Genomic DNA, 21,948 nt, shown 5'->3' with positions numbered 1-21,948 from the left:
GATCAGACCCCCACCGTGAAGCCGCCGGACCAGCTCTGCATCTGCTGCACGATCCCGTCCCAGACGCCGGTCAGCAGCAGCAGGCCGGTCACGATCATCATCGAGCCGCCGATGCGCATCACCCAGACATAGTGGCGCTTGACCCAGCCGAACGCGCCGAGCGCCTTGCGGAAGGCGACCGCGGCGAGCACGAAGGGGATGCCGAGGCCGAGGCAGTACGCGACGGTCAGCAGCGCCCCGCGTCCGGCGCTCGCCTGGCTGAAGGAGAGCGCCTGCACGGAGGCGAGGGTGGGGCCGATGCACGGGGTCCAGCCGATACCGAAGAGCGCGCCGAGGAGGGGCGCGCCCACCAGTCCGCCGGCGGGGCGCCGGTGGAAGCGGAACTCTCGCTGGGTGAGCCAGGGCATCAGGCCCATGAAGAAGACGCCCAGCAGGATCATGAGCGCGCCGAGCACCTTGGTGAGGGTGCCGTTGTACTCCTGCAGCGTCTGCCCGAAGTACCCGAACAGCGCCCCGCCGGACACGAACACGACGGTGAAGCCGAGCACGAACAGCCCGGCGCCCGAGGCCATCCGGCCCCGCCTGGCCTCGGCGAGGTCGGTGCCGGCGACCCCGGTGACGTAGGAGAGGTAGCCGGGCACGAGCGGCAGCACGCACGGCGAGAAGAAGGAGACGAGACCGCCGAGGAGGGCGACCGGAAGGGCGACCAGCAGTGCCCCGTTGAGGACCGTCTGGTTCGGGTCGCCGGCCGCGGCGAGCAGGGACACTCCGCTCACGTCACTTCTCCGCGACGACCGGGTCGAGCATCCCGCGCAACTTCTCCTCGGTGAGGGGCTGCAGCGTTCGCGCGGCGATCCTCCCGTCGCGGTCGAGGACCAGCGTGGAGGGGATCGCCTGCGGGTTCAGGGTGCCCTTCTTGAACCGGAGCATCAGCCGGCCGGTCGGGTCGTACAGGCTCGGATACGTGACCCCGTACTGCTTCTCGAAGGCGCGGGCCGGCTCGGTGCTGGTGTCGCGGGTGTTGATGCCGACGAACTGGACGCCCTTGTCCGCGGTGTCCTGCGCGACCTTGACGAAGTTCGTCGCCTCCGCGCGGCACGGCGGGCACCAGGAGCCCCAGACGTTGATGACGACGACCTTGCCCTTGTAGGACGCGACGTCGAGCTTCTGGCCGTCGATCGTCGTGCCGGACAGATCGGGGGCGGCGGCCCGGTCGCCCTTCTTGACGGTCGCGATGCCGTCCTTGCCCGTGATGAAGTTGGTCTGGCCGGAACCCCCGGAGGTGCCGCCGGAACCGCAGGCGGACAGCGCAAGCGCCGCGACGGCGGCCCCGGCGGTGGCCAGGGCCGCGCGGCGGCGACTGCGGCTACGGGTGCGGTTCAGGCGCTGGGGGGTGCGGCGGGCGGCACTCATGTGAAAAGTTTCGCATGTCCGTTCCGGGGATCTTGCGCACCCCCCTTGCGGGTGGAAAACCGCATTTCAGGCGGCCTTTGAGGGGGCGCTCGACGTGCCGGCGACGGTGCCGGTGCCGGTGCTGGTGCTGGTGCTGGTGCCGGTGCCGGTGCCGGAGAGGAACTCCTTCCAGCCGCCGACCGGCCGCTGGCCGACTTCGAGCGTGCGCAGCTTGGCGAGCACCTCGGGCTTCTGGACGTCGATCCAGTCGACGAACTGCCGGAAAGAGACCAGGCGCACATCGGCGCCCTTCTCCTTCTCGCGCGCGATGTGCTTGAAGGCCTCCTCGACGGAATCCATGTAGATGCCGCCGTTCCAGTGCTCGAAATGGTTGCCTATGAAGAACGGCGCCCGGTTTGTCTCATATGCCCGCTGGAACCCGGCTATATAGGCACCCGCGGACTGCTGACGCCAGGCGGGGTAGTTGTAGGCGGGTGCCTTGGTCGAGTTCTGCGACTGGTTGAACATCATGTTGTAGTCCATCGACAGCACCTGGAACTTGCGCCCCGGGAAGGGAACTTCCTGGAGCGGCAGATTCCAGATCCCGTTCAGCTTCGTCGGCCACACCTGGAGGCCGCCGGGCGAGGAGGCGTCATAGCGCCAGCCGAGTTTGCGGGCGGTGGGCAGCAGGTTGTCCTGGCCGAGCAGACAGGGCGTCCGGCCGCCGACGAGTTCCTTGTCGTAGTCGAAGGGCAGGGGCGGCAGGTCGTGCCAGCCCGTGTTGGTCTTCCACTCCTTGACGAAGGCCTTGGCCTGCTGGATCTCGCTGTCCCACTGCTTGGGCGTCCACCACTTCACCGAGCCGTGGCCCTCACCGCAGAAGTGCCCGTTGAAGTGGGTGCCTATCTCATGCCCCTCCAGCCAGGCACGGCGCACGTTGTCGAGCGTGGCCCTGACGTGCGTGTCGTTGAGGTAGCCGATGTCGGAGGCGCCGGGCAGGTTGTTCGGCGGAAGGTACTTGCGCTTCTTCGACTCGGGCAGCAGATAGAGCCCGGAGAGGAAGAAGGTCATGTGCGCGCCGTGCTCCTTGGCGAGGTCCAGGAAGCGCGGGAAGAGACCGTTGCCGACCTCGCCGGCGCCGTCCCAGGAGAAGACCACGAACTGCGGCGGGGTCTCGCCGGGCTCCAGGGGCACCGGCTTGCCCGGCTGGTACGGCTGCTTGCCGGTGTCGGCGGTGGAGCCGTCACCCAGCGGACGCGCCGTGGCCGTGGGGCCGCCGGAGGCATCGGAGCCCCCCTTGCCGGAACCGCGGCCGGGCTGGCTGTCGTTCAGCCCCTGGGAGCCGCACGCGGCCAGTCCCATAGCGGCGGCGGTGCCCGCCCCGAGCCCGATCAGTCCCCGTCGGCTGATGTCCCGCATCCCGTCCCCATCTCCTAGCACCCGCTCAGTGGTCACACCATGAGATGGGGCGACGGAGAGGAAAGTTCCGCCCAACCGGCCTGCGTAGGGGGAATTTTGCGAAAAACCCAGGGGATGAAAGTACTGAATACGCCTTGTAACGAAGCGTACGCCTTGGCGTAAACCGTAAGCCGTACGCCGCAAACCGCGCGCCGCGCGCCGCGCGCCGTCCGCCGTGCCGCGGGTGTACGCCTTGCCGAAGGCGTACACCGCAACGTACTCGGCGGGCCCCGACCGCGTCAGACCCTCACGCGCTCAGGCGCCGAACGCCTTGCCCGCCCCCTTCACCGGCTTGGCGCCCGCCAGCAGATGAGCCGGCACCAGGTCCCGGGCCGGCTCGCTGTACCCCACGGACACGATCTTGTCGCCCTGGTACGTGAACGTGGTCAGCGAGGCGAGCGTGCACTGCCGCTTGCGCGGATCGTGCCACAGCCGCCGCTTCTCCACGAAGCTGCGCACGATCCAGATCGGCAGCTGGTGGCTGACGCACACGGCCTCATGACCGCGCGCGGCGTCCTTGGCGGCTTCCAGCGCCGCCATCATCCGGACCACCTGCTCCACGTAGGGCTCGCCCCACGACGGCTTGAACGGGTTGACCAGGTGCTTCCAGTTCTCCGGCCGCCGCAGCGCGCCGTCGCCGACCCCGAAGGTCTTGCCCTGGAACACGTTCTCGGCCTCGATGAGCCGCTCGTCGACGGCGAGGTCGAGCCCGTGCGCCTTGGCGATCGGGGTGGCCGTCTCCTGGGCCCGCTCCAGCGGGGAGGCGACGACATGGGTGACGTCCCGGGAGGAGAGGTGCTCGGCGACCCGCTCGGCCATCTGCCGGCCGAGTTCGGAGAGGTGGTAGCCGGGCAGCCGCCCGTACAGCACCCCGCTCGGGTTGGCGACCTCGCCGTGCCGCATCAGGTGGACGATGGTGATGTCACTCATGCTGCCGTGGCCTCCGCTGCTGCCCGGGCCGCCGCCGGAAGCGCGTCGGCGATCCGCTGGATCGCCCGCTCGTCGTGGGCGGTGGAGACGAACCAGGACTCGAACGACGAGGGCGGCAGATAGACGCCCTGCGAGAGAAGGGAATGGAAGAAGGCGGTGAAGCGGAAGGACTCCTGCGCCTTCGCGTCCTCGTAGTTCACCACCGGCCGGTCGGTGAAGAACACGGAGAACATGTTGGAGGCGCTCTGCAGCCGGTGCGCCACGCCTTCCTTGGTGAGCGCGTCCGTGACGAGCGTACGGATCTCGGCCGACACCGCGTCGACCTTCTCGTACGCGGCGTCGTCGAGGAGCCGGAGCTGGGCGAGGCCGGCGGCGGTGGCGACCGGGTTCCCGGAGAGAGTGCCGGCCTGGTAGACCGGCCCGGCCGGGGCGAGGTGCGCCATGACGTCGGCGCGCCCCCCGAAGGCGGCCGCGGGGAAGCCGCCGCCCATGACCTTGCCGAAGGTCATGAGGTCGGGCTTGACGCCGTCGATGCCGTACCAGCCCGCGCGGCTGGTACGGAAGCCGGTCATGACCTCGTCCGAGATGTACAGGGCGCCGTTCTCGCGGCAGAGATCGCTGAGCCCCTGGTTGAACCCGGGCAGCGGCGGCACCACGCCCATGTTCCCGGGCGACGCCTCGGTGATCACACAGGCGATCTCACCGGGGTGGGCGGCGAAGGCGGCGCGCACGGCGTCGAGGTCGTTGTACGGCAGCACGATCGTGTCCCCCGCCTGGGCACCGGTGACGCCCGGCGTGTCGGGGAGGGCGAAGGTGGCGACACCACTGCCGGCGGCGGCGAGCAGCGAGTCGACATGCCCGTGGTAGCACCCGGCGAACTTGACCACCTTCGACCGCCGGGTGAACCCGCGGGCGAGCCGGATCGCCGACATGGTGGCCTCGGTCCCGCTGGAGACGAGCCGCACCTGCTCGACCGGCTCCACCCGGGCGACGATCTCCTCGGCGAGCGCGACCTCGCCCTCACCGGGAGTACCGAAGGAGGTACCGCGCGCGACGGCCTCCTGGACGGCGGCGATCACCTCCGGGTGGGAGTGCCCGAGGATCATGGGCCCCCACGAACACACAAGATCGACGTATTCTCGTCCATCGGCGTCGGTCAGACAGGGACCGCTGCCGGACACCATGAACCGGGGCGTACCGCCCACGGCGCGGAAGGCGCGCACCGGAGAGTTCACGCCGCCGGGCGTGACGGCCGCCGCGCGCTCGAAAAGAGTCTGCGAAACTGGGGCTTCATAGCTATAGGGCAGTGCAGTCATGACCTGCGGTTTCTACGTCGAAGCGGACGGCGGACCCCTCCAGACTAGGGCAGGGCCTCACCACTGCGGACGCCTGTGGGGCATGACGAAGCCCCGCCTGCCACGGGGGAACGGGCTTCGTACGGTTAGCTCACATACCATGGCGTCAGAGGCCCACGAAGATCCTGTGGACAGGTGTTTCACCGCACGTTTCGGCAGGCGGCCGTGGGGGAGGTCACTGACACGATGATCGGGTTGCGCGGCGGGGTCACGCGTCCTAGAACAGCAGTCGGGTGGAGATATGCATCGCGGTGGCGGACTGGGCGAAGGGACCGATGATCTGGGTCCTCGGCGTGCCCGGCGGGGAAGGCACCGGCGCGACGCGGAGGAGACAACCGAAACACATCGGGCGCAGGGGCCTTACGAGGCGCAGGAGCCGCAGGGTTCGCGCGGTTCCCAGGTTCCCCAACACCCGGCGGATCAACCGGTTTCCCAGGGTTCGCAGAGTTCACAGAGTGCACAAGGCGCGCAGGGTACGCAGGGTTCGAAGGGGTCACCGGCTGAACCTGAGCGAATCGAGCGTGCGACGCGTATGGAGCGGAGAGGCCGCGCGGTCGACCGGCTCAGGGCAGGGAGCGGGAATGGTGGTCGGGTGGGGGTGACGTACAAATACTTCGGCGCGCCGGACGGCGCCACGGCAGCCCGCGTCCCGATCTCGATGCGGCCCGAGGAACTGGGCGGCGACGAGCTGGGCATGGGCGGCATGTTCACCAAGATCAAGCCGGAGACGATGGCGGCGATGGTCCTCACGGGCATCGAGGGCGTCCCGCTGCACAAGGTCCCGCCGCTGGAACTGGTGGTCCTGCACCCCGACTACGCCGTGGTCAAACTCCCGATGACGGTCGTGGACCCCCTGCGCGGCATCGGCGAGGAGGCGGTGGGCGCGGCGGCGTTCATCTGGTCCACGGTCCCGGACCGCGGCGGCCCCCGGGACGCGTTCAACGTGTATCAACTGCTGCACGAATGGCAGGACTTCTCGCATCGGTTGCATGAGGCGGGGCATCAGCCTTATTGCCTGGTTTGGCCCTGATCGGCTCTGAGCTGGGGTTTCTTGCGGGTTGGGCGGGGTCTTCGGGCCTCGCCCTTTTTGGTGCCGGGGAGGGCCGTCAGGCGGCCAGGGCACATTGAGGGCACATTGGTTTTGCTGGGGGTGCTGATGTGCCCTGGGCTGCGGGTGGGTCGCCGTCGTTTTCCGCCTCGGCTTCCGTTTCCGTGAAGGCGTCGTCGATCGCCTTGCGGGTGCGGGTCTCGCTGGACGGCAGCAAGTGCGTGTACGTCCGGAGCGTGAAGCCCGGGTCCGAGTGGCCGAGGTACTCGGAGAGCGCCTTTATGCTCTCACCCGCGTCCAGGAGCACGGAGGCGTAGGCGTGCCGGAGGGCGTGCATCCCGTCTTCGGGGGCCGCCTGGAGGTACCTCGCGCCGCGCTCGCGGGGAGGGATCACGCCGGCGGCAGCCAGAGCGCGCTTCCAGTCGCCCATGTTGAAGACGCTGCGGTTGTAGGCCCGCCCCTTCTGGTCGACGAAGAGGAGACGGAAGGTCTTCGGCTCGCCGTCCGGCTTGGCCCACGGCAGGGTGACCTCGACCGGCGGGAACTCCTTCGTGTGGGCCTTGAGGGCGGCAGCAAGCTGGGCCGGTAGAGGCACAGATCGGATCTTGTTCCCCTTGGGCAGGGCGAAGACGGGCTTCGTGCCGACGAGCCGTACCTGGCGGTTGACGTGGATCCAGCCGGTCTTGAAGTCGATGTCCTCGACGGCAAAGCCGAAGACCTCGCCCTGACGCAGGCCGCAGCCAAAGGCGAGCTTGCCGCCGGCCTGGAAGCGCTTGGGCAGGCCGGCGAGGACTGCCCGGACGCGCTCCAGCGGCCAAGGGATGATCTTCTTCTTGGTCGCGGTCGGCAGCTTGACCGACTTCGCCTTGCAGGGGTTCTTCGGCAGGAGCCCATCCTCCACGGCCGCGCCGAGGATGCTGGAGAGGATGTCGAAGATGCCCTCGATCGTCGACACCTCCAGGCGGGCGTCCTGGAGGGTGCGGATCCAGCCCTGGATGACCGAGGGCTGGTTGAGGGAACGAAGCTCGCGTCGCCCGAGGTGCTCGACGATGTGGTTGCGGACCGTTGCCTCGTAGCGGAGGGCTGTCGTCGGACCGACGGAGTTCGCGTCCAACCACTTCTGTGCGTAGGCGCCGAGCGTCTGCTTCGTCTCGGCTGGCACGACGTAGGAACCGCGCCGGATCTCGACGTCGACCTCAGCGGCCCGGTTGTCCGCCTCAGCCTTGGTGTCGAAGTTTTCCTTGCGCTGGCGGCCGTCCAGATCGCGGTAGCGGACCTGCCACCGCTTGCCGACGCCATGATCGGCGGTGGGGACCATCTGCCGCGTACGGCTCTTGTGTTCACCGCACTCGGCCTCGGTGGGCTTGGGGTGGGACTTGTGCCAGCGGTCGTACACGTCAGCCAAGAAGGACCCCCTGAATGCGCTCCCAGGTCCGGAGCGGAGAGGTCTCCAGAGGCAGCAGGACTGCGTGCGAGACGCCGAGGGCGGCGGCGATCGCGACGAGGTCGTCGACGTCACAGCGGCGGTGGGCGCGCTCGGTGCGGCTGAGGGCTGTGTTACACATCGGGCGGCCCAGCGCGGTGCATCGGGCAGCCAGCTGGTGCTGGGTCAGGCCGCGCGCGATGCGTATTCGCTCTATGGCGCGGGCGGCGTGGAGGCCGGCGGGGCCTATTTCAACGGGTCGAGTTGCCATGACAGGTAGCTGTAACTTGCAGCCGACCTTTATGGCAAGAGTTGGCTCTAAAACTCTACAGAAGTCGTTGCAGGGTGACCGTGGGGCGGCGTGGCGTTTATCTCGCCCATTCACGAGGCACGGACGAGTAATTCCGGGAGTCGCCGTGCTAACTTGCCGTCACGCGTGAACTTTGGGCGTTTTGAGCCGGTAACCGATGATGTGCTCACCGCTTGCTTCAGCTCACCTGATCACCTGCCCAGACAGGCTCCGGCCTGCACCAACCGACGAGACGGGCCCGGTCGGTGCCCCCCGGGCGATCAGGGATGAGGAGGTAGTCGCCAACTTTTTGGTCAACGGCCGATCCACCTCTACGGTTATTACCCCTCCCAGCCACGCCGAGGGAATTAGTGGAGAGTTTTAGAACCAACGCTGGACTTCTTCGCTGGCGGTGTGGCTGTGTTGTCCAGGCACGCTGTCCAAGACCGAAAAGGAGCCCTGTGCCGAATACCTCTCTCCGCAGCGCGAACGCCCCTTCCTCCGCCGACGCTGCCCGGCGCGGCCCGTTGGCCACCCCGGCGGAAGTCGCTGCCTATCTCGGGGTGCCGGTGAAAACGCTCTACCAGTGGAAGTACCGGGGCCTCGGCCCCAACGTGCACAAGGTCGGCCGCCACCTCCGCTACCGCTGGTCCGAGGTGGACGCCTGGGTGAACGCCCAGTCCGCGTACGACCTCACGGCCTGAAGCCGCCCTGCCGGGACAGCGAAGCGGCTCTCCGCGAGCCACCGCCGAGAGCCACAGAGTCCCCGCCCCCATCGCCCTTGAACGATCGAATCGGTGGGCCGGGCCTTGCCCGTCCGGCCCACCGGGAAGGAACGCCTATGGACGAATCTACGTCCCCCGACTCCTCCGCCGCATCCTCGATACCCACCTGGCCGCCCGTCGCCGCCCTGGGCCAGGACGCCACCGCGAAAGCCTCGACCTCGGAGGACGACGAGCCAGGGCAGCCCGGAGAAGGCGCACAGCTACTGGACGAGCTGCAGGAAGCCATCGCGCGGTACGTGATCCTGCCCAGCAGTGAGGCGCTGACCGCCGTCACGCTGTGGGTGGCGGCCACGCACATCCAGCCCGCCCTCCAGCACGCACCTCGCCTCGCCGTGGTCGGGCCTGCGAAGCGGTGCGGTAAGTCCCGCCTGCTGGACGTGCTCACCGAGACTGTGCGCGAGCCGCTGATCACGGTCAACACCAGCCCGGCGGTGGTCTTCCGCGCCATCGGTGCGGACCCGCCCACCCTGCTGGTGGACGAGGCCGACACCATCTTCGGCAGCATCAAGGCCGCCGAAAAGAACGAGGAGCTGCGTGGCCTCCTCAACACCGGCCACCAGCGCAACCGGCCCGCCCTGCGGATCTCCGGGCCGGAGCACAAGCCGCAGGCGTTCCCCACCTTCGCCATGGCCGCGCTCGCCGGCATCGGGGACCTGCCGGACACGGTCATGGACCGGGCCGTGGTGATCCGAATGCAGCGGCGCAAGCCAGGTGAGCGGGTGGAACAGTTCCGCTCCCGCCGCGACATACCCGCCCTGCACGCCCTACGTGACCGGCTGACTGCCTGGCTGCGCCCGCTGATGGACACCGCAGCCGACCTGGTGCCGCCGATGCCGGTGCAGGACCGTGCGGCCGACACCTGGGAACCGCTGGTGGTCGTCGCCGAACTGGCAGGCGACTCCTGGCCGGAGCGAGCACGCGAAGCGTGCGTGGCCATGTGTGCCGCCGAGGTCGGCCAGGACGACGAGTCCAACGTGAAGACACGCCTGCTGAAGGACATCCGCCGCGTCTTCGCGTGCTACGGCGATCCTGACACCGTGCGCACGCGGGACCTGCTGGAAGAGCTACTCAAGGACCAGGAGGCGCCGTGGGCGGAGTACCGCAACACCGGTCTGACCCCGCGCTACCTGGGGATCCTGCTGAAGGACTTCGGTATCCAGGCAGCCGTCCTCCGCTTCGAAGGCGGACGGCAGGCCCGGGGATTCACCCACGCACAGTTCACCGATGCCTGGGCCCGCTACTGCCCCGAGGAGCAGCCACCCGACGGCGGTGAGACCACACGTCACGGGTCGGCCGTACACCCGTAAACACCCGTCGCACACGTCGCACCGCAGGTCATCCCCGTGACGGGTCCGGCAACTGTGACGGGTCCTCCCGTATCACGCCAGGCTCCCGTACCTGCCCTGACCAGGCATGCGACGGGTGCGACGAGTCCGCCGCCCTCCCCACTGGCAACCCCGCACCGCGCCTAGGCACCCGTCTCCCCCTGGAGTACCACGCTTGCCCTCACGCACCGCCCAAGCCCCCGTGCCGCCAGTGACCGTAGCGATCCGCCTCGGGGTCGCCCTGGTCGGCACGATTGGCTTCGCCCTCTCCTACGACGCCCTGCGGCAGATGGCCGTCGCCATCCACATCCGCGGAGTCCTCACCTACGCCTTCCCCCTCGTGATCGACGGGTTCATCGCCATCGGCGTCGCCGCCCTGCTCATCCTCCGTACCGCGCCCTGGCGTTCTCGCCTGTACGTCTGGGCACTGGTCGGTCTCGCCACCGTCACGAGCATCTGGGCGAACGCTCTGCACGCCGTCCGCCTCAACCAGCAGGCACACACCGCCGGGCTCCATCTGGACGATGTCACCGTCGGCGCCCTGTCCGCGATAGCTCCGCTCGCCCTGGCCGGCGCGGTCCACCTCGACCTCGTCATCCGCCGCCACCCCACGAGTCTGCGCGAAGAGGCCGCCGCCACACCGGGCCACAACTCCTCTGGCCACAGCCACAACGGCACGCACAGCGCCATGCGGCCTGCCCGTTCGCAAGACGATGACTTCCTGCCGAAGGAGGCACAGAGCTCGCGTGACGTGGCCGAGCGCCCAGACCTGGCGGAGGCAGCCGCCAACGTGCCGCGGGCCCCGAAGCCGCTCTCCAAAGACGAGGGCCACGAACGGGATGTCACCTTCGACGAACTCCTCGCCATCGCCCGCACCGCACCGCTGGGACGCGGGGACCGTGCCTCACGCCGCAACATCGAGGCGGCCATCCGAGCCGCTGAGTACCGCATCGGCAAGGACCGTCTCACTCAGCTCAAGGACCGAGTACAGGCCGAACTCGACCGGGCTGCCCGCCAGCGACAGGCCGAGCCCGACACGGCCCCCGTCGGCACGCGCTGAGGGCCGCCGCCCCACCCCGATCGACCCCCTCCGCTCGTTCCCGCACAGCCCGGAGCGGGGACGAGCGGCCCACTAGGCGACACGGCCTCGCCCCCCAACACCGCACGGAGAACCCCTCAATGCACGACCAGCACCCCGAACTCGCCACCGACCGGACGCAGATGATGACCATCGCCACCAGCGCAGCAAGGTATGGCGTTGGACCGTCCAAGGGCCGGTCCAACGCAGGCACCTCCGCCCCGGGGGTGGCGGAGGACCTCGGGCACCAGGGGGTGCCCGAGGAGGTAACGCCCGGCGACGCAGCCGAACAGTCGCCCGCCGCCCCCGCCGACGAAGTCACCCTGCGTCGCATCGCTCGCCGCCGTACCCGCGAGAGCGTCCAGCGCAAGCAACGTGTCGATGTCCGCTACAGCAGCGATGAGAAGGCCCGGATCCTTACCCGTGCCCGCAAGATGGGCATCGCCGGCGCCCACCTCGTCGGCGCCGTGATCACGGCCTACCTCGACGGTGATCTCGCCGTGGGCCTGGCCGGGCAGCGCACCCAGCTCGATGACTGCCTCGACAAGCTCGACGCCCTACGGGCCGAAGTCGCGCGCATCGGCAACAACGTCAACCAGATCGCGCACCGCCTCAACGCCGGAGGCGATCCACACCCTGTGGACGCCACCGTCCTCGCCCAGACCGAACGCACCCTGGTCGCCGTCCGCGGCGCCATCAGCGACATCGCGCAGACCATGAACCACGCCGTCTCCGTGAAGGCGGCCTGGTGATCGCCAAGATCGGCAGCGGCAAGAGCACCGCCGGCCTGATCCGGTATCTGTTCGACACGAAGAAGGCCAAGGACCACACCGACCCGCACCTGGTCGCTTCCTGGGACGGCTTCGCTCCCGATCCCGGCCGCGCCGACGGCTTCGACGCCACAAAGAAGCGGCTCGTGGCCGACCTCGACCTGCGGGTTAAGCAAGCCCGCCGACTGGGCCGGGCGCCCGAGCGGCACGTGTGGCACTGCTCGGTACGTGCCGCCCCCGGCGACCGGCACCTCACCGACGCCGAGTGGGCGGACATCGCGCGCCGCGTTGTGGCGGCCACTGGCATCGCGCCACAAGGCGATCCGGACGGGTGCCGGTGGGTCGCCGTCCGCCACGCCGACGACCACATCCACATCGCCGCCACCAAGGTCCGTGGCGACCTGCGCACCGCCCGCCACTGGAACGACTACCTGACCGCCGACAAGGAACTCGCCGCCATCGAGAAGGAATACGGCCTCAAGCAGGTCGTGCGCGGCGACCGCACCGCCGCCAAGCGCCCCACCCGCGCCGAGACGGAGAAGGCCCGCCGCGTCGGCAAGACCCAGACCTCCCGCGAACGCCTGCGCACCACCGTCCGCCAGCTAGTGTCCATCGCCACCAGCCCGGAGGAGTTCCTCCTTCTGCTCGACGGCGTCGAGGGCGTCCTTGTGGACGTGCAGCACTTTCCCTCCGGTGACGTGCGCGGGTACAAGGTCGCCGTGGAAGGCGACACCAACGCCGCCGGCGAGCCGATCTGGTTCTCCGGCGCCAAACTCGCCCCCGACCTGTCCTTCCCCAAGATCCGCGAACTCCTCACCGCCATCGATGCCCCGCCCGCAGCGGAGCCGGGCAGCCGACGCAGGCCCAACCCGTGGCACCAGGCCACGGCAGCAGCCGAGCGCATCCTCCACCACCTCGACCACGGCGACGACGAAGCCGCCCAGGCCCACATCGCTGCGCTCGGCGAAGCCATCGACGTCCTGCCGCTGCTCGCCCCCAGCCACCTGCGGCCACATCTGCAGCAGGCCGCCGTCGCCTTCGAGCGCGCCACCCGCTCCCGCATCCGCGCCCAGCAGGACCAGGCCCGCGCCCTGCGGGGTGCCGTCCGAGCCCTGCGCACCGCGCCGGTCACCAGCGACGGCTCCGGGCTGGCGATGTTCCTCGACATCGCCGTCCTCATCGTCATCGCCACAGCTCGCTGGCACCAAGCCCGCCGGCACAACCAGCAGGTCGCCGCCGCCCACCAGACCCTGGCCCATCTCCAGACCGCCTACCGACAGGCTGCTGCCGGGCCGCTGGCCGCCCTGGCTCAGCGCCAACCACCGGCACGCGCTATGGAACGGCACGCCCAGTGGATCCTCGTGATCCTGCCAGACCACGCCCAACAGGTCCTCGACGACCCTGCCTGGCCCGCCCTGGCCGCAGTCCTCACCGAAGCCGAGAACGCCGGCCACGACCCCGAGCAACTCCTCCAGCACGCCGCACGTCAGCGCACCCTCGACGACGCCCGCTCCACCGCCAGGACCCTCACCTGGCGCGTCCAACGCCTCGCCGCCCGGCAGGCTCCCAGCGCCCGAGCACGGGCTGCCCAAGCCCGCACCAGGGTTGCAGCCCGACCGGCACAGCCTGGCCAGACTCCATCCAGCCCGTCACAGCCTGGCCTGGCGGCACCTGCTCGACACCGGTGATGCCGTCAGCGGGCGCGGAGGTACCTGTCGCGTCCACCCTTCAGGTTTCCCACACCGAGGGAACAGCGTCACCGCACCGTGTTGACCAGAGGCTCCAGCAAGTCCAGTGCTTCCTCCCAGCGGAAGCGGTCCGCCGCGCCGCCGGCCCTCGGCCGGTGCGGTTCGCAGGAACCGATCAGGACACCCATCCCCCGTAGCCGGTCCAGGCTCTGCTGGTAGGCGGGGTGGGCGGCCTGGGCGGAGTTCAGGTAGGGCAGTGCCACGGTCGGGATGGCCATGCCGTACGCCTCGCACAGGATGCCCAGGGCGAGGGTGTCGGAGATCCCGGCGGCCCACTTGTTGATCGTGTTGAAGGTGGCGGGAGCCACGGCGATCGCGTCCGCCGGGGGCAGTGGGCGCGGGTCTCCCGGTGAACGCCAGGCGGAGCGGATCGGGTAGCCGGTCTGTGCCTCGATCGCCGTAGCGTCGATGAAGCCAAATCCCTGCGGTGTGGCGATGACGCCGACATCCCAGTTCGCCTCCTGGGCGGCCGTGATCAGCTTGCCGACGTCACGGGCCACGCCTGCCGCGCACACGACGACGTACAGGAAGGGCTTCTTGTCCGGGGCAGTCGGTTCGGTCACGCGGGGACTCCCAGTTGGCGGCTGAAGTGGTGCAGTTCCGGCAGGGTACGTCGGCGGTCGCGGGCGGCCATATCGGCGACCAGGTTGCGGACGTCGGGGCGGCGGATGTCCTGGGCGGCGCAGGTCTCGGCGATCCTCAGGGCTTGGTAGCCGTCGGCCAGGCGTCCCTGCTGGCTGTAGGCGCGAGCCGCTTCGACCCATAGTGCGGCCCGGCGTTCGGGGACCGGGATGTGCCGGCGCATGAGGGGCCTGGCCGCCTGAAGGGCGAGGCCGGCGTCGCCGAAGGCCACCAGGGCGCTCAGCTCGTGCAGGGCGACGTTGGTCGGGCTGAAGGTGGCCCAGGCGTCGGGCCGGTCGAGAGTGACGTACCGCGAGACTTCTTTCGCCTCGGTGAGGAATTCCTTCGTGGCCGCGCGATCACCACGACTGCTGGCCGCGGTCACACCGCGCAGGAGCAGCAGTCCCACGGCGGCGAGGTACTTCGGTGAACGCCGGTCGTAGGAGCCGGTGAGCTGGTCGGCGGTGTGCCGGACCAAGGTGACGGCCTCCGTGGCGTGCTTCTCACGGACCAGCACGTGGGCCTGGACACGGACGCTGGAGGCGAGGACGACTGGGTCGCCTGAGCGTTCGGCTTCTGCCATCGCCCGGCCGACGGCGAGCCATGCGTTGCCCTGGTCGTGCTGCTTGAGCAGCAGGCTCGTCGTCGTCTGGTACGCCGTGGCCAGGAGCCGGGACACCGTGTCCCCGTCCGTCGCATCACCGACCGCCAGTCGCAGGTCGGCAATCAGGCTCGGGAGGGTGCGCTCCAACTCCGTGTATTGGCAGGTGTGGAAGAGCCTCAGTGCTGATCCGACGCGTTCGTACAGGACGGCCGTGCCCTGGGGGCCACCGGTGCCCGCGGGGCCGGGACCGGGCAGGAGGGCCTGGACGAGGGCGGTGTGCGAGGCCGAAGAGCCGGCCGGGGCCGCGAGCGCTGCGATGCTCGCGGCGAGGAAGGTGCGGCGGTGCATGTCGTCAGCTTCTCGATCGGCGGCGGAGACGTCCTGAGACGGGGCGAGGCCCAACTCATGAGGCGGGATGTTCAGTTCCTGCGCGATGGCGCGTAATACGCGGATGTCCTCCGTGCCGCGACCGCTCTCCAGACGGCTCACCTTGGACTGGTGATACCCAAGCGCTGCGGCCACGCCGTGCTGTGAACGCCGCTGTAACACCCGTGCCCGACGGATCCGGTCTCCGATCCGTCTCGCTTCCCCATGCGCGTCGGCCATCTGCCACGGCTCCTTCCGCCGTCGCTGATCCTGCCTGCTCAATCGAGCATAGATCAGCCGTAGTTGGCCGTGATGCAGCCCCTGCATAAGTCATGCATCGCCCGCGTCAGGGCTCACCACTCGCGGCGACGGACTGGTTGCTTGGTGTGGCCCCACCTACACCGGGAGGCCGCTCATGGAAGCGCACCAGCTCGCTCTTTCCCTACCCGCGATGCCCGCCGCAGCAAGCCAGGCCCGGCACCAGGCCGTGGACGCGATAGCGGGCTGGGGCTCGGGACTGGGCGCCGAGGTGGTGCACACAGCCGAACTGCTGGTCAGCGAGCTCGTCACCAACGCGGTCCAGTACGCCGGCACCGGATCCGTCTCGCTCGCGGTCTGTCTCGACGAGGCCGTCCTGCGGATCGAGGTCTGCGACACGAGCCCGGTCCTACCCCAGCCAGCTCTGCCCGACGCGGACAGCGAGGGCGGCCGGGGTCTGTTCCTCGTCGCCGCTCTCGCCGACCGGTACCACGCCGAACCGACGAAGAACGGCAAGCGCTGCTGGGCCGAAATCGACCTGACCAGCAAACCCAGCCAGGAAGTCGCCTGTTTCCCGCCCCTCCAGAGGAGTTGATGATGACGACCACCCACGCCCCCGGCGTGGCCGCCGAGGTGATCGCCGTACGCCCCGGGCCGCCGCTCGCCGGCACCGTGAGCGTCGACGGCTCCAAGAACGCCGCTCTGCCGCTCCTGGCCGCCGCGGCGGCCCTCGGTCGCCCGGGCCGATTGAGCAACGTCCCGGACAGCACGGACGTCCAGATCATGCTCACTCTGCTGCACCAGGCGGGTTGGCATGTCACGCAGCCCGTCGGCGAACCAACCACTTACGTGATCCTGCCGACGGAGGCATCTCAACGACTGCCCGATCTGGCGCAGGCAGCCCACATCCGCGCCTCGTACTACCTCGTCCCCGCCCTGCTCGCGCGTTACGGCCAGGCGCGGCTGCCTTGGCCGGGTGGCTGCCGGATCGGTGCGCGCGGGATGGAGCTGCACTTCAAGGTGTACGAGGCGTTCGGCGACCGGAGCCGGCAGGACAGCTCCGGGTACGGCATCGAAGCCCTCAGCTCTCACACGGGCACCGTCTCCATCGCACTGCCCTTCCGCTCTCGCGGTGCGACCGTGGCCGCGACACTGCGCGCCCTCACAACCGGCCGGCCCTTACGGCTGGGCCAACCCAACCTCTCGCCCGAAGTCCTGAGCGTGCTCGACGCCCTGAGTTCGGTGGGCTGGGAGACGCGCGCCAACGAGCATGTACTGACTCTCTCGCCGCCCTCCTCGCCGCCGACTGCCCCCGCTGCCTGGACCGTGCCCGGAGACAAGATCGAGGCAGCCACGCTGGCCTGCGCGATCGCCGCGACGCGCGGTACTGCCCGTATCGACGGCGTGCAGGGCAAGGACGTAGGCCCGTTCGTGGCTGCCCTTCATCAGCTCGGCATCCCCGCAGACGCGGAGCCGGGTGGCCTTACTGTCCGCGCGTATGAGACACCCCCCACTGGTCGTCCCCTGCGGGCCATCGCCTCTCTGAGCCCTGCGGGCCTCGACGCCGACTTCGAACCACCGCTCATGGCACTCGCCCTCGGACTGCCCGGCACGCATCTGTTCGCCGACGCCATCAATCCCGGCCGCCACGGCAACCTGCTGCCGCAGCTGACCCGCCTAGGCGCCCGGATCGAGGAGATCTCCCCCACCGAATGCCGCCTGACCGGGCCCCAGCAGCTGACGGGCGCGGGCGTCGAAGCCACCGACATCCGCACCGGGTCCGCCCTCATGGTCGTCGGCCTCACGGCCCGAGGCGTCACCACCATCGGCGGCCTCGACCAGCTGCGCCGCGGCCACGCCGACCTGTCCGGCAAGCTGCGCACCCTGGGCGCCGACATCTGCGAGGTCACCCCATGACCACCGACGGCCGGAACCTCCGCCGGGTCATTGCCACGACCGACGTCCACTCCGCCTTCGACAACGCCGCGCCCTTCCTGACACACCTCCACGCGCTGCGCCCGACCTCGCTCATCGTGGACTGCGGCGACTTCTTCGAAGGCAGTGGGTACTACCGCCTCGGTCGCGGCACGATCGAGCGCGAGATCCTGCTCGGGCTGTACGACGTGCTGGCCCCTGGCAACCACGGCTGGCCCCACCACTTCGAACCCGACCTCCACCTGCACACTGTCTGTGCCAACGCCGTCGATGCCAACACCGGCGACGCACTCTTCCGCCGCTTGTACATCGCGGACATCACTGGAAGTCGCATCGGCGTAACCGCTGTGATCGGCCGACAAGCCTTCCACTCGATCCCGGTCGCCCAGCGAGCCGGCCACTGCGTCACTGATCCCGTCCAGGCCCTACGCGAGCTGATGCTCGCTCACCACCACGAGGTGGACAGCTGGGTCCTGCTCAGCCACTCCGGCTTCGACGAGGACCGGAAACTCGCGGCAGCCTGTCCGTTCCTCGATGTGGTCTTCGCCGGGCACTGCCACAGCGATCAGTACGGGCCGGTCCGGGTCGACGACACCCTGGTCGTCAAGGGTCGGGAACTCGCCGGCGGCTATGCCATCGCCACGCCCGTGGGCACGGGATGGGGTGCGGGCACCACGTCCTTCCCGGATCGGGCCCCGAGCGTCGTTCCCACGGAGCTTGCGGGCCTGCACTCACGCATCGAGGACGTCAAGCAGCAGCTGGCCGGCGTCCTCGGCCCGATCAGACCGGCCTACCGCCACCAGTCCCTCGACCGGCGCAGCCTGCTCGTGGACCTCACCGCCCGCCTGCGTACGGCACTCGGGGCAGACACGGTCATCCTCAACGAGACGGCACTACGCGCCGTACCACTCGGCGACACCCTCACCCAGGGCCACCTGCTCTCCATCGAACCGTTCGCCAACCAGCTGGTGCACGCCCACGTACCTGAGCAGGCACGCAGCGACCTCCCCGGCTGGCTGTCACATCTGACCACCCAGACCGGCCCGCTCGTCACCGCCCCCGATCCCTTGCCGGATGCCGTCACCACCGTGCTGACCACCGACTACCTCGCCGACAACTACCTCGGCGAGCGCACGCACGAGGCCGGCCTGCGTCTGGACCAGGCTGTCCAGCACGTCCTCACCGCCCCCGACACCGCGGAAGGAGGCAGTTAATGATCCTCACTGGCCCGGAGATCACCGCAGCCGCTCACGACGGCCGCCTCCGCATCAACCCCTTCGCCGCCGACCAGGTCAACCCCAACAGCTACAACGTGCGTCTGGGCCCCACCTTGATCACGTACACGAGCACGGTCCTGGACGCCCACCGGCCCAACCCCACCCGCGAAACCACCATCGGCCCGGACGGGCACGTCCTCCAGCCAGGCGAGCTCTACCTCGGCCACACCCTCGAAGAGGTCGGCTCCGACACCTTCGTCCCGCTGCTGTTCGGCCGCTCCTCCGTCGGCCGCCTCGGCCTGTTCGTCGAGATCACCGCCCCCATCGGCGACATCGGCTTCCACGGCCAGTGGACACTCATGCTCACCCCGATCCGACCGCTGCGCGTGTACGCCAGCATGAAAATCGGGCAGATCATGTTCTTCCTCTCCACCGGCGCCATCGACCTCTACCGCGGCAAGTACCAGGCCGCCACAGGCCCGCAGCCCTCCGCCTACTGGCGAGACCTCACCCGACTCCGGGCGGTGGCCTCGTGATCCTCACCGGCCCTGCCATCGCCGCCGCCGTCCAGGCCGGCGAGATCACCATCGACCCGTACCAGCCCAGCCGCGTCTCCCCCAACGCCTACGACTGGCGCCTCGGCAACACCATCCGCGTCTGCGACGGCGACCTCGACGCCGCAATGCCCACCACCTTCACCGAGCAGTCCATCCCCGACGCCGGCCTGGTGCTGCGCCCTGGCCTGCTCTACCTCGGCATCACCCTGGAACGGACCGGTTCGGAGACGTACGCGCAGCTGCTGAACGGCGACCGCACCATCGGCTCCCTGGGCATCTGGGTCCACGTGTCGGCTCCGCTCGGACACCAGGGCCATGCGATCCGCTGGACGCTGGAGATCCGCGCCACCCGACCGGTGCGCGTGTATCCGGGCATGACCTTCGGCAAGCTCGTCTTCCTCACCACCTTCGGCGCCCCGGCCAGCTACCAGCAGCAGCCGGCCAAGTACGCGTCCACGGAAGGCATCGACATCTCGCGCCTCTACGAGGAGATCGACGGAGGAATGCGGTGAACGCCAGCTCGGCCACCGGCCCGATGGCCGCCACCTTCCTGGATCTCCCCGCCGGAAGCCCCGGCGGCAGCGTCGAACTCTTCCTCGACCTCTACACCGGCGAGCAACCCCTCATCCCGGCCCACGCCTTCATGCTCGCACCACCTGGTCACGCTCCCCGTCCACCCGCCGGCCTCAACCTGCTCCCCGCAGCAGGCAAATGCCTGGAAGGAGCAGCCTTCAGCCGCTACGTCACCACCCTGCGCAGAGCGCTTACAGCCACGCTCGATCCCACACAGATCGGCGTCCTCCACTTGCAGCACCTCGCATTCGGCGCCACTCCTGCCCTCATCCGGGCTCTGCCCTCGCATCCCCGGATCGCCCTCGTCCACGGCACGGACCTGCTCTTCGCCGAGACCCACCGAGACCAGCTCCAGGTGCTACGCGAAACAGCCAGGGCCGCCGACGCCATCGTGGTCCCGACCACCGCAATGGCCGACCGCCTCCTCAAGCTCGCCCCGCAGATCGAACGCCGCAAGATCACCCACATCCCCTGGGGCATCCCCGACCACCTGCTTACCGCCCCGCCCGCCCGGCCGGCACGCACCTCCGCCAGCCACCTGCGGCTCCTGTACGCAGGACGCCTGACCAACGAAAAGGGTGCCGAGGCCCTGATCAAGAGCCTGGCTCCCGTGCCCGGTATCGAGCTGAGCGTCGCAGCGCCCAAAGCCCAGTTCCACGTACTGGCCCCACTGCTGCAGCGAGCCGGCGTACGGGTCCGCTACCTCGGCTGGCTCCGCCGCCCACAGCTATGGAAAGCCTTCACCGAACACGACGTATTAGTCGTGCCGTCCACCACCCTGGAAGCCATGGGACTCGTCGCATTGGAAGCCCAAGCGTGCGGGCTCCCCGTCCTCTACCAGCCCGTCCCCGGCCTCAATCAAGCCCTCGCCGCTTCCGGCATGGCCACCGACTTCACCCACTCCGCCGCACTCGCGCGCGACCTCGACCGGCTGAGAAGGACACCCGGGCTGATGACTGCCCTCCGGCAGGCGGGCTATGCCAACGCGGCACGCTATCCCCTCTCGGCGACCGCACGATCCCTGACCGACCTCGGCCGACAGCTCACCTGAACCGACCGCCAGACGACCCGACACGTCACTACCCGAACCGCTCCACGAACGTCACTACGCTGACCGGCGGGACACCCCGGCGAAGAGGGAGACCATGACGTACGACCGCGACCGCATCGAAGCCCTGCTCGACGAGGGAGTCCGCGACAAGGTGTACCCGGGCGCCGTGTGGGCCCTCGGCGACGCCACCGGCACCCTCGCCCGGGGCACCACCGGGGTCCTCGACCCCGACGAGCCGGGGGTGCCGATGCGCACCGACACCGTCTTCGACGCCGCCAGCCTCACCAAGATCCTGGCCGTCTGGTCCTCCATCGGAGCCCTGTGGGAGGACGGCACCCTCGACCTCGACCAGCCGCTCGGCAGCTTCTGGCAGGAGGTCACCGGGCACCCGCTCGGATCCGTCACCGCCCGGCAGCTGCTGACGCACACCGCCGGCGTCCCACTGCGGGCGCAGCTGAAGAACCTCTACGGCACCGACCCCTACGAGATTCGCCGAGGCGTCCTCCAAGAACAACTTCATCGGACACCCGGAGAAGCCGTCGAGTACACCGACCGGGCCGCCCTCATCCTGGGCTATCTCGCCGAACACCTCTCCGGCCAGCCCTTGGACCAACTGGCCACCACCCGCACCTGGCTCCCACTGGGCATGACCTCCACCCGCTTCGGCCCCTTGCCCGCCAGCCTCGCGACGCGCTGCGCGCCCACCGAACTAGACCAGGACACCGACACCCACCTCAAGGGAGTCGCCCACGACTTCTCGGCCCGCCTCTTGTGCGGCGTCTGCGGCATCGCCGGCGCCTTCACCGTCCTCGACGACCTCGCCGTCTTCCTCCAGTACATGCTCGCCCCCGCAGCGTCACAGCTCCGGGCTGGTTTCGGCATCGAGTGGATCAACGGGTCCCTGGCCATCGAGACGGGGCAGCTCCAGCCCGCTCGCGGCCTGTTCTGGCACCCCGCTCCCGGCACCACCATCGAGGAGGACGTCTGGGTCCACTACGGCTTCACCGGCACGGGCATGTGGATCTCACCCACCAAGGACCGCTGGGCGGTGCTCCTGACCAACAAGCTCTACTACACCCGCGACCGCGCACCGCTGACCGATGTCCGCAACAACTTCCGAGAGCTCGCCTTCAAGTAGAGGAGCCGATCGAGAGGTACGGCCGAG

The 21,948-nt window shown here is 69.4% G+C and carries 22 protein-coding genes; 13 read left to right on the top strand and 9 right to left on the bottom strand.

Going from position 1 to position 21,948, the window contains the following annotated elements:
- Positions 1-2: 2 nt before the first annotated feature.
- From ACWD5Q_RS12180 to hemL, 5 genes are all read right to left on the bottom strand, one after another.
- Positions 3-776, bottom strand: a complete 774-nt coding sequence (locus ACWD5Q_RS12180; protein ID WP_451426906.1) for a cytochrome c biogenesis CcdA family protein — start codon at positions 774-776, stop codon at positions 3-5.
- A 1-nt stretch (position 777) separates the two neighbouring features.
- Positions 778-1,413, bottom strand: coding sequence for a TlpA family protein disulfide reductase (locus ACWD5Q_RS12175; RefSeq protein WP_451426905.1), 636 nt, complete (start codon positions 1,411-1,413; stop codon positions 778-780).
- 66 nt (positions 1,414-1,479) lie between these two features.
- Positions 1,480-2,811 (bottom strand): hypothetical protein, encoded by a 1,332-nt coding sequence (locus ACWD5Q_RS12170; protein WP_451426904.1) that lies wholly within the window; start codon positions 2,809-2,811, stop codon positions 1,480-1,482.
- 294 nt (positions 2,812-3,105) lie between these two features.
- On the bottom strand, positions 3,106-3,780 hold the full coding sequence (locus ACWD5Q_RS12165; RefSeq protein WP_451426903.1) for a histidine phosphatase family protein: 675 nt from the start codon (positions 3,778-3,780) through the stop codon (positions 3,106-3,108).
- Positions 3,777-5,096, bottom strand: a complete 1,320-nt coding sequence (gene hemL, locus ACWD5Q_RS12160) for a glutamate-1-semialdehyde 2,1-aminomutase (protein WP_451426902.1) — start codon at positions 5,094-5,096, stop codon at positions 3,777-3,779. Before hemL ends, ACWD5Q_RS12165 begins: the two co-directional genes overlap by 4 nt.
- Positions 5,097-5,667: 571 nt before the next feature.
- On the opposite strand from hemL, the gene ACWD5Q_RS12155 reads away from it, so the two are divergent.
- Positions 5,668-6,165, top strand: a complete 498-nt coding sequence (locus ACWD5Q_RS12155) for a hypothetical protein (protein WP_451426901.1) — start codon at positions 5,668-5,670, stop codon at positions 6,163-6,165.
- A gap of 76 nt (positions 6,166-6,241) precedes the next feature.
- Here ACWD5Q_RS12155 and ACWD5Q_RS12150 read toward each other — a convergent pair whose 3' ends face one another.
- Entirely contained in the window at positions 6,242-7,579 is a 1,338-nt protein-coding gene (locus tag ACWD5Q_RS12150; protein WP_058081476.1) for a tyrosine-type recombinase/integrase, read from the bottom strand.
- 1 nt (position 7,580) lies between these two features.
- Positions 7,581-7,877 carry a helix-turn-helix domain-containing protein gene (locus ACWD5Q_RS12145; RefSeq protein WP_390682967.1) on the bottom strand — a complete coding sequence of 99 codons (297 nt, stop codon included), beginning with the start codon at positions 7,875-7,877 and terminating at the stop codon, positions 7,581-7,583.
- A gap of 479 nt (positions 7,878-8,356) precedes the next feature.
- On the opposite strand from ACWD5Q_RS12145, the gene ACWD5Q_RS12140 reads away from it, so the two are divergent.
- From ACWD5Q_RS12140 to ACWD5Q_RS12120, 5 genes are all read left to right on the top strand, one after another.
- Positions 8,357-8,599, top strand: coding sequence for a helix-turn-helix transcriptional regulator (locus ACWD5Q_RS12140; RefSeq protein ID WP_094056861.1), 243 nt, complete (start codon positions 8,357-8,359; stop codon positions 8,597-8,599).
- A gap of 137 nt (positions 8,600-8,736) precedes the next feature.
- Positions 8,737-9,987, top strand: coding sequence for a DUF3631 domain-containing protein (locus tag ACWD5Q_RS12135; RefSeq protein WP_451426900.1), 1,251 nt, complete (start codon positions 8,737-8,739; stop codon positions 9,985-9,987).
- A 220-nt stretch (positions 9,988-10,207) separates the two neighbouring features.
- On the top strand, positions 10,208-11,065 hold the full coding sequence (locus tag ACWD5Q_RS12130) for a DUF2637 domain-containing protein (protein WP_058083974.1): 858 nt from the start codon (positions 10,208-10,210) through the stop codon (positions 11,063-11,065).
- A gap of 119 nt (positions 11,066-11,184) precedes the next feature.
- On the top strand, positions 11,185-11,835 hold the full coding sequence (locus ACWD5Q_RS12125) for a MobC family plasmid mobilization relaxosome protein (RefSeq protein WP_369365165.1): 651 nt from the start codon (positions 11,185-11,187) through the stop codon (positions 11,833-11,835).
- Positions 11,832-13,541, top strand: a complete 1,710-nt coding sequence (locus tag ACWD5Q_RS12120) for a relaxase/mobilization nuclease domain-containing protein (RefSeq protein WP_390682968.1) — start codon at positions 11,832-11,834, stop codon at positions 13,539-13,541. The genes ACWD5Q_RS12125 and ACWD5Q_RS12120 overlap by 4 nt, the downstream gene beginning before the upstream one ends.
- 68 nt (positions 13,542-13,609) lie before the next feature.
- On the opposite strand, the gene ACWD5Q_RS12115 is transcribed toward ACWD5Q_RS12120, so the two are convergent.
- Together ACWD5Q_RS12115 and ACWD5Q_RS12110 are read right to left on the bottom strand one after the other, a co-directional pair.
- Positions 13,610-14,164 (bottom strand): flavoprotein, encoded by a 555-nt coding sequence (locus ACWD5Q_RS12115; RefSeq protein WP_355941094.1) that lies wholly within the window; start codon positions 14,162-14,164, stop codon positions 13,610-13,612.
- Positions 14,161-15,432: a helix-turn-helix domain-containing protein gene (locus ACWD5Q_RS12110; RefSeq protein WP_079088059.1), complete on the bottom strand. Its 1,272-nt coding sequence runs from the start codon at positions 15,430-15,432 to the stop codon at positions 14,161-14,163. The genes ACWD5Q_RS12115 and ACWD5Q_RS12110 overlap by 4 nt, the downstream gene beginning before the upstream one ends.
- 175 nt (positions 15,433-15,607) lie before the next feature.
- On the opposite strand from ACWD5Q_RS12110, the gene ACWD5Q_RS12105 reads away from it, so the two are divergent.
- The 7 genes from ACWD5Q_RS12105 (at position 15,608) to ACWD5Q_RS12075 (ending at position 21,921) form a co-directional block, all read left to right on the top strand.
- The gene (locus tag ACWD5Q_RS12105; RefSeq protein WP_369365170.1) at positions 15,608-16,045 is read left to right on the top strand and encodes an ATP-binding protein; all 438 of its coding nucleotides are present in this window, start codon (positions 15,608-15,610) and stop codon (positions 16,043-16,045) included.
- 2 nt (positions 16,046-16,047) lie between these two features.
- Positions 16,048-17,367 carry a UDP-N-acetylglucosamine 1-carboxyvinyltransferase gene (locus tag ACWD5Q_RS12100; RefSeq protein ID WP_369365171.1) on the top strand — a complete coding sequence of 440 codons (1,320 nt, stop codon included), beginning with the start codon at positions 16,048-16,050 and terminating at the stop codon, positions 17,365-17,367.
- Positions 17,364-18,599, top strand: a complete 1,236-nt coding sequence (locus ACWD5Q_RS12095; protein WP_451426899.1) for a bifunctional metallophosphatase/5'-nucleotidase — start codon at positions 17,364-17,366, stop codon at positions 18,597-18,599. The genes ACWD5Q_RS12100 and ACWD5Q_RS12095 overlap by 4 nt, the downstream gene beginning before the upstream one ends.
- Positions 18,599-19,138, top strand: a complete 540-nt coding sequence (dcd, locus tag ACWD5Q_RS12090; RefSeq protein ID WP_451426898.1) for a dCTP deaminase — start codon at positions 18,599-18,601, stop codon at positions 19,136-19,138. The genes ACWD5Q_RS12095 and dcd overlap by 1 nt, the downstream gene beginning before the upstream one ends.
- Positions 19,135-19,671: a dCTP deaminase gene (locus tag ACWD5Q_RS12085; RefSeq protein WP_451426897.1), complete on the top strand. Its 537-nt coding sequence runs from the start codon at positions 19,135-19,137 to the stop codon at positions 19,669-19,671. Before dcd ends, ACWD5Q_RS12085 begins: the two co-directional genes overlap by 4 nt.
- Positions 19,672-19,694: 23 nt before the next feature.
- Positions 19,695-20,783: a glycosyltransferase family 4 protein gene (locus tag ACWD5Q_RS12080; RefSeq protein ID WP_067057800.1), complete on the top strand. Its 1,089-nt coding sequence runs from the start codon at positions 19,695-19,697 to the stop codon at positions 20,781-20,783.
- Positions 20,784-20,877: 94 nt separating this feature from the next.
- Complete coding sequence (locus ACWD5Q_RS12075; protein WP_388951338.1) at positions 20,878-21,921, top strand: serine hydrolase domain-containing protein; 1,044 nt, start codon at positions 20,878-20,880, stop codon at positions 21,919-21,921.
- Positions 21,922-21,948: the final 27 nt, after the last annotated feature.

The organism is Streptomyces sp. NPDC002513, from assembly GCF_053595355.1.
This window is presented reverse-complemented; position numbering and strand designations above follow the sequence as displayed.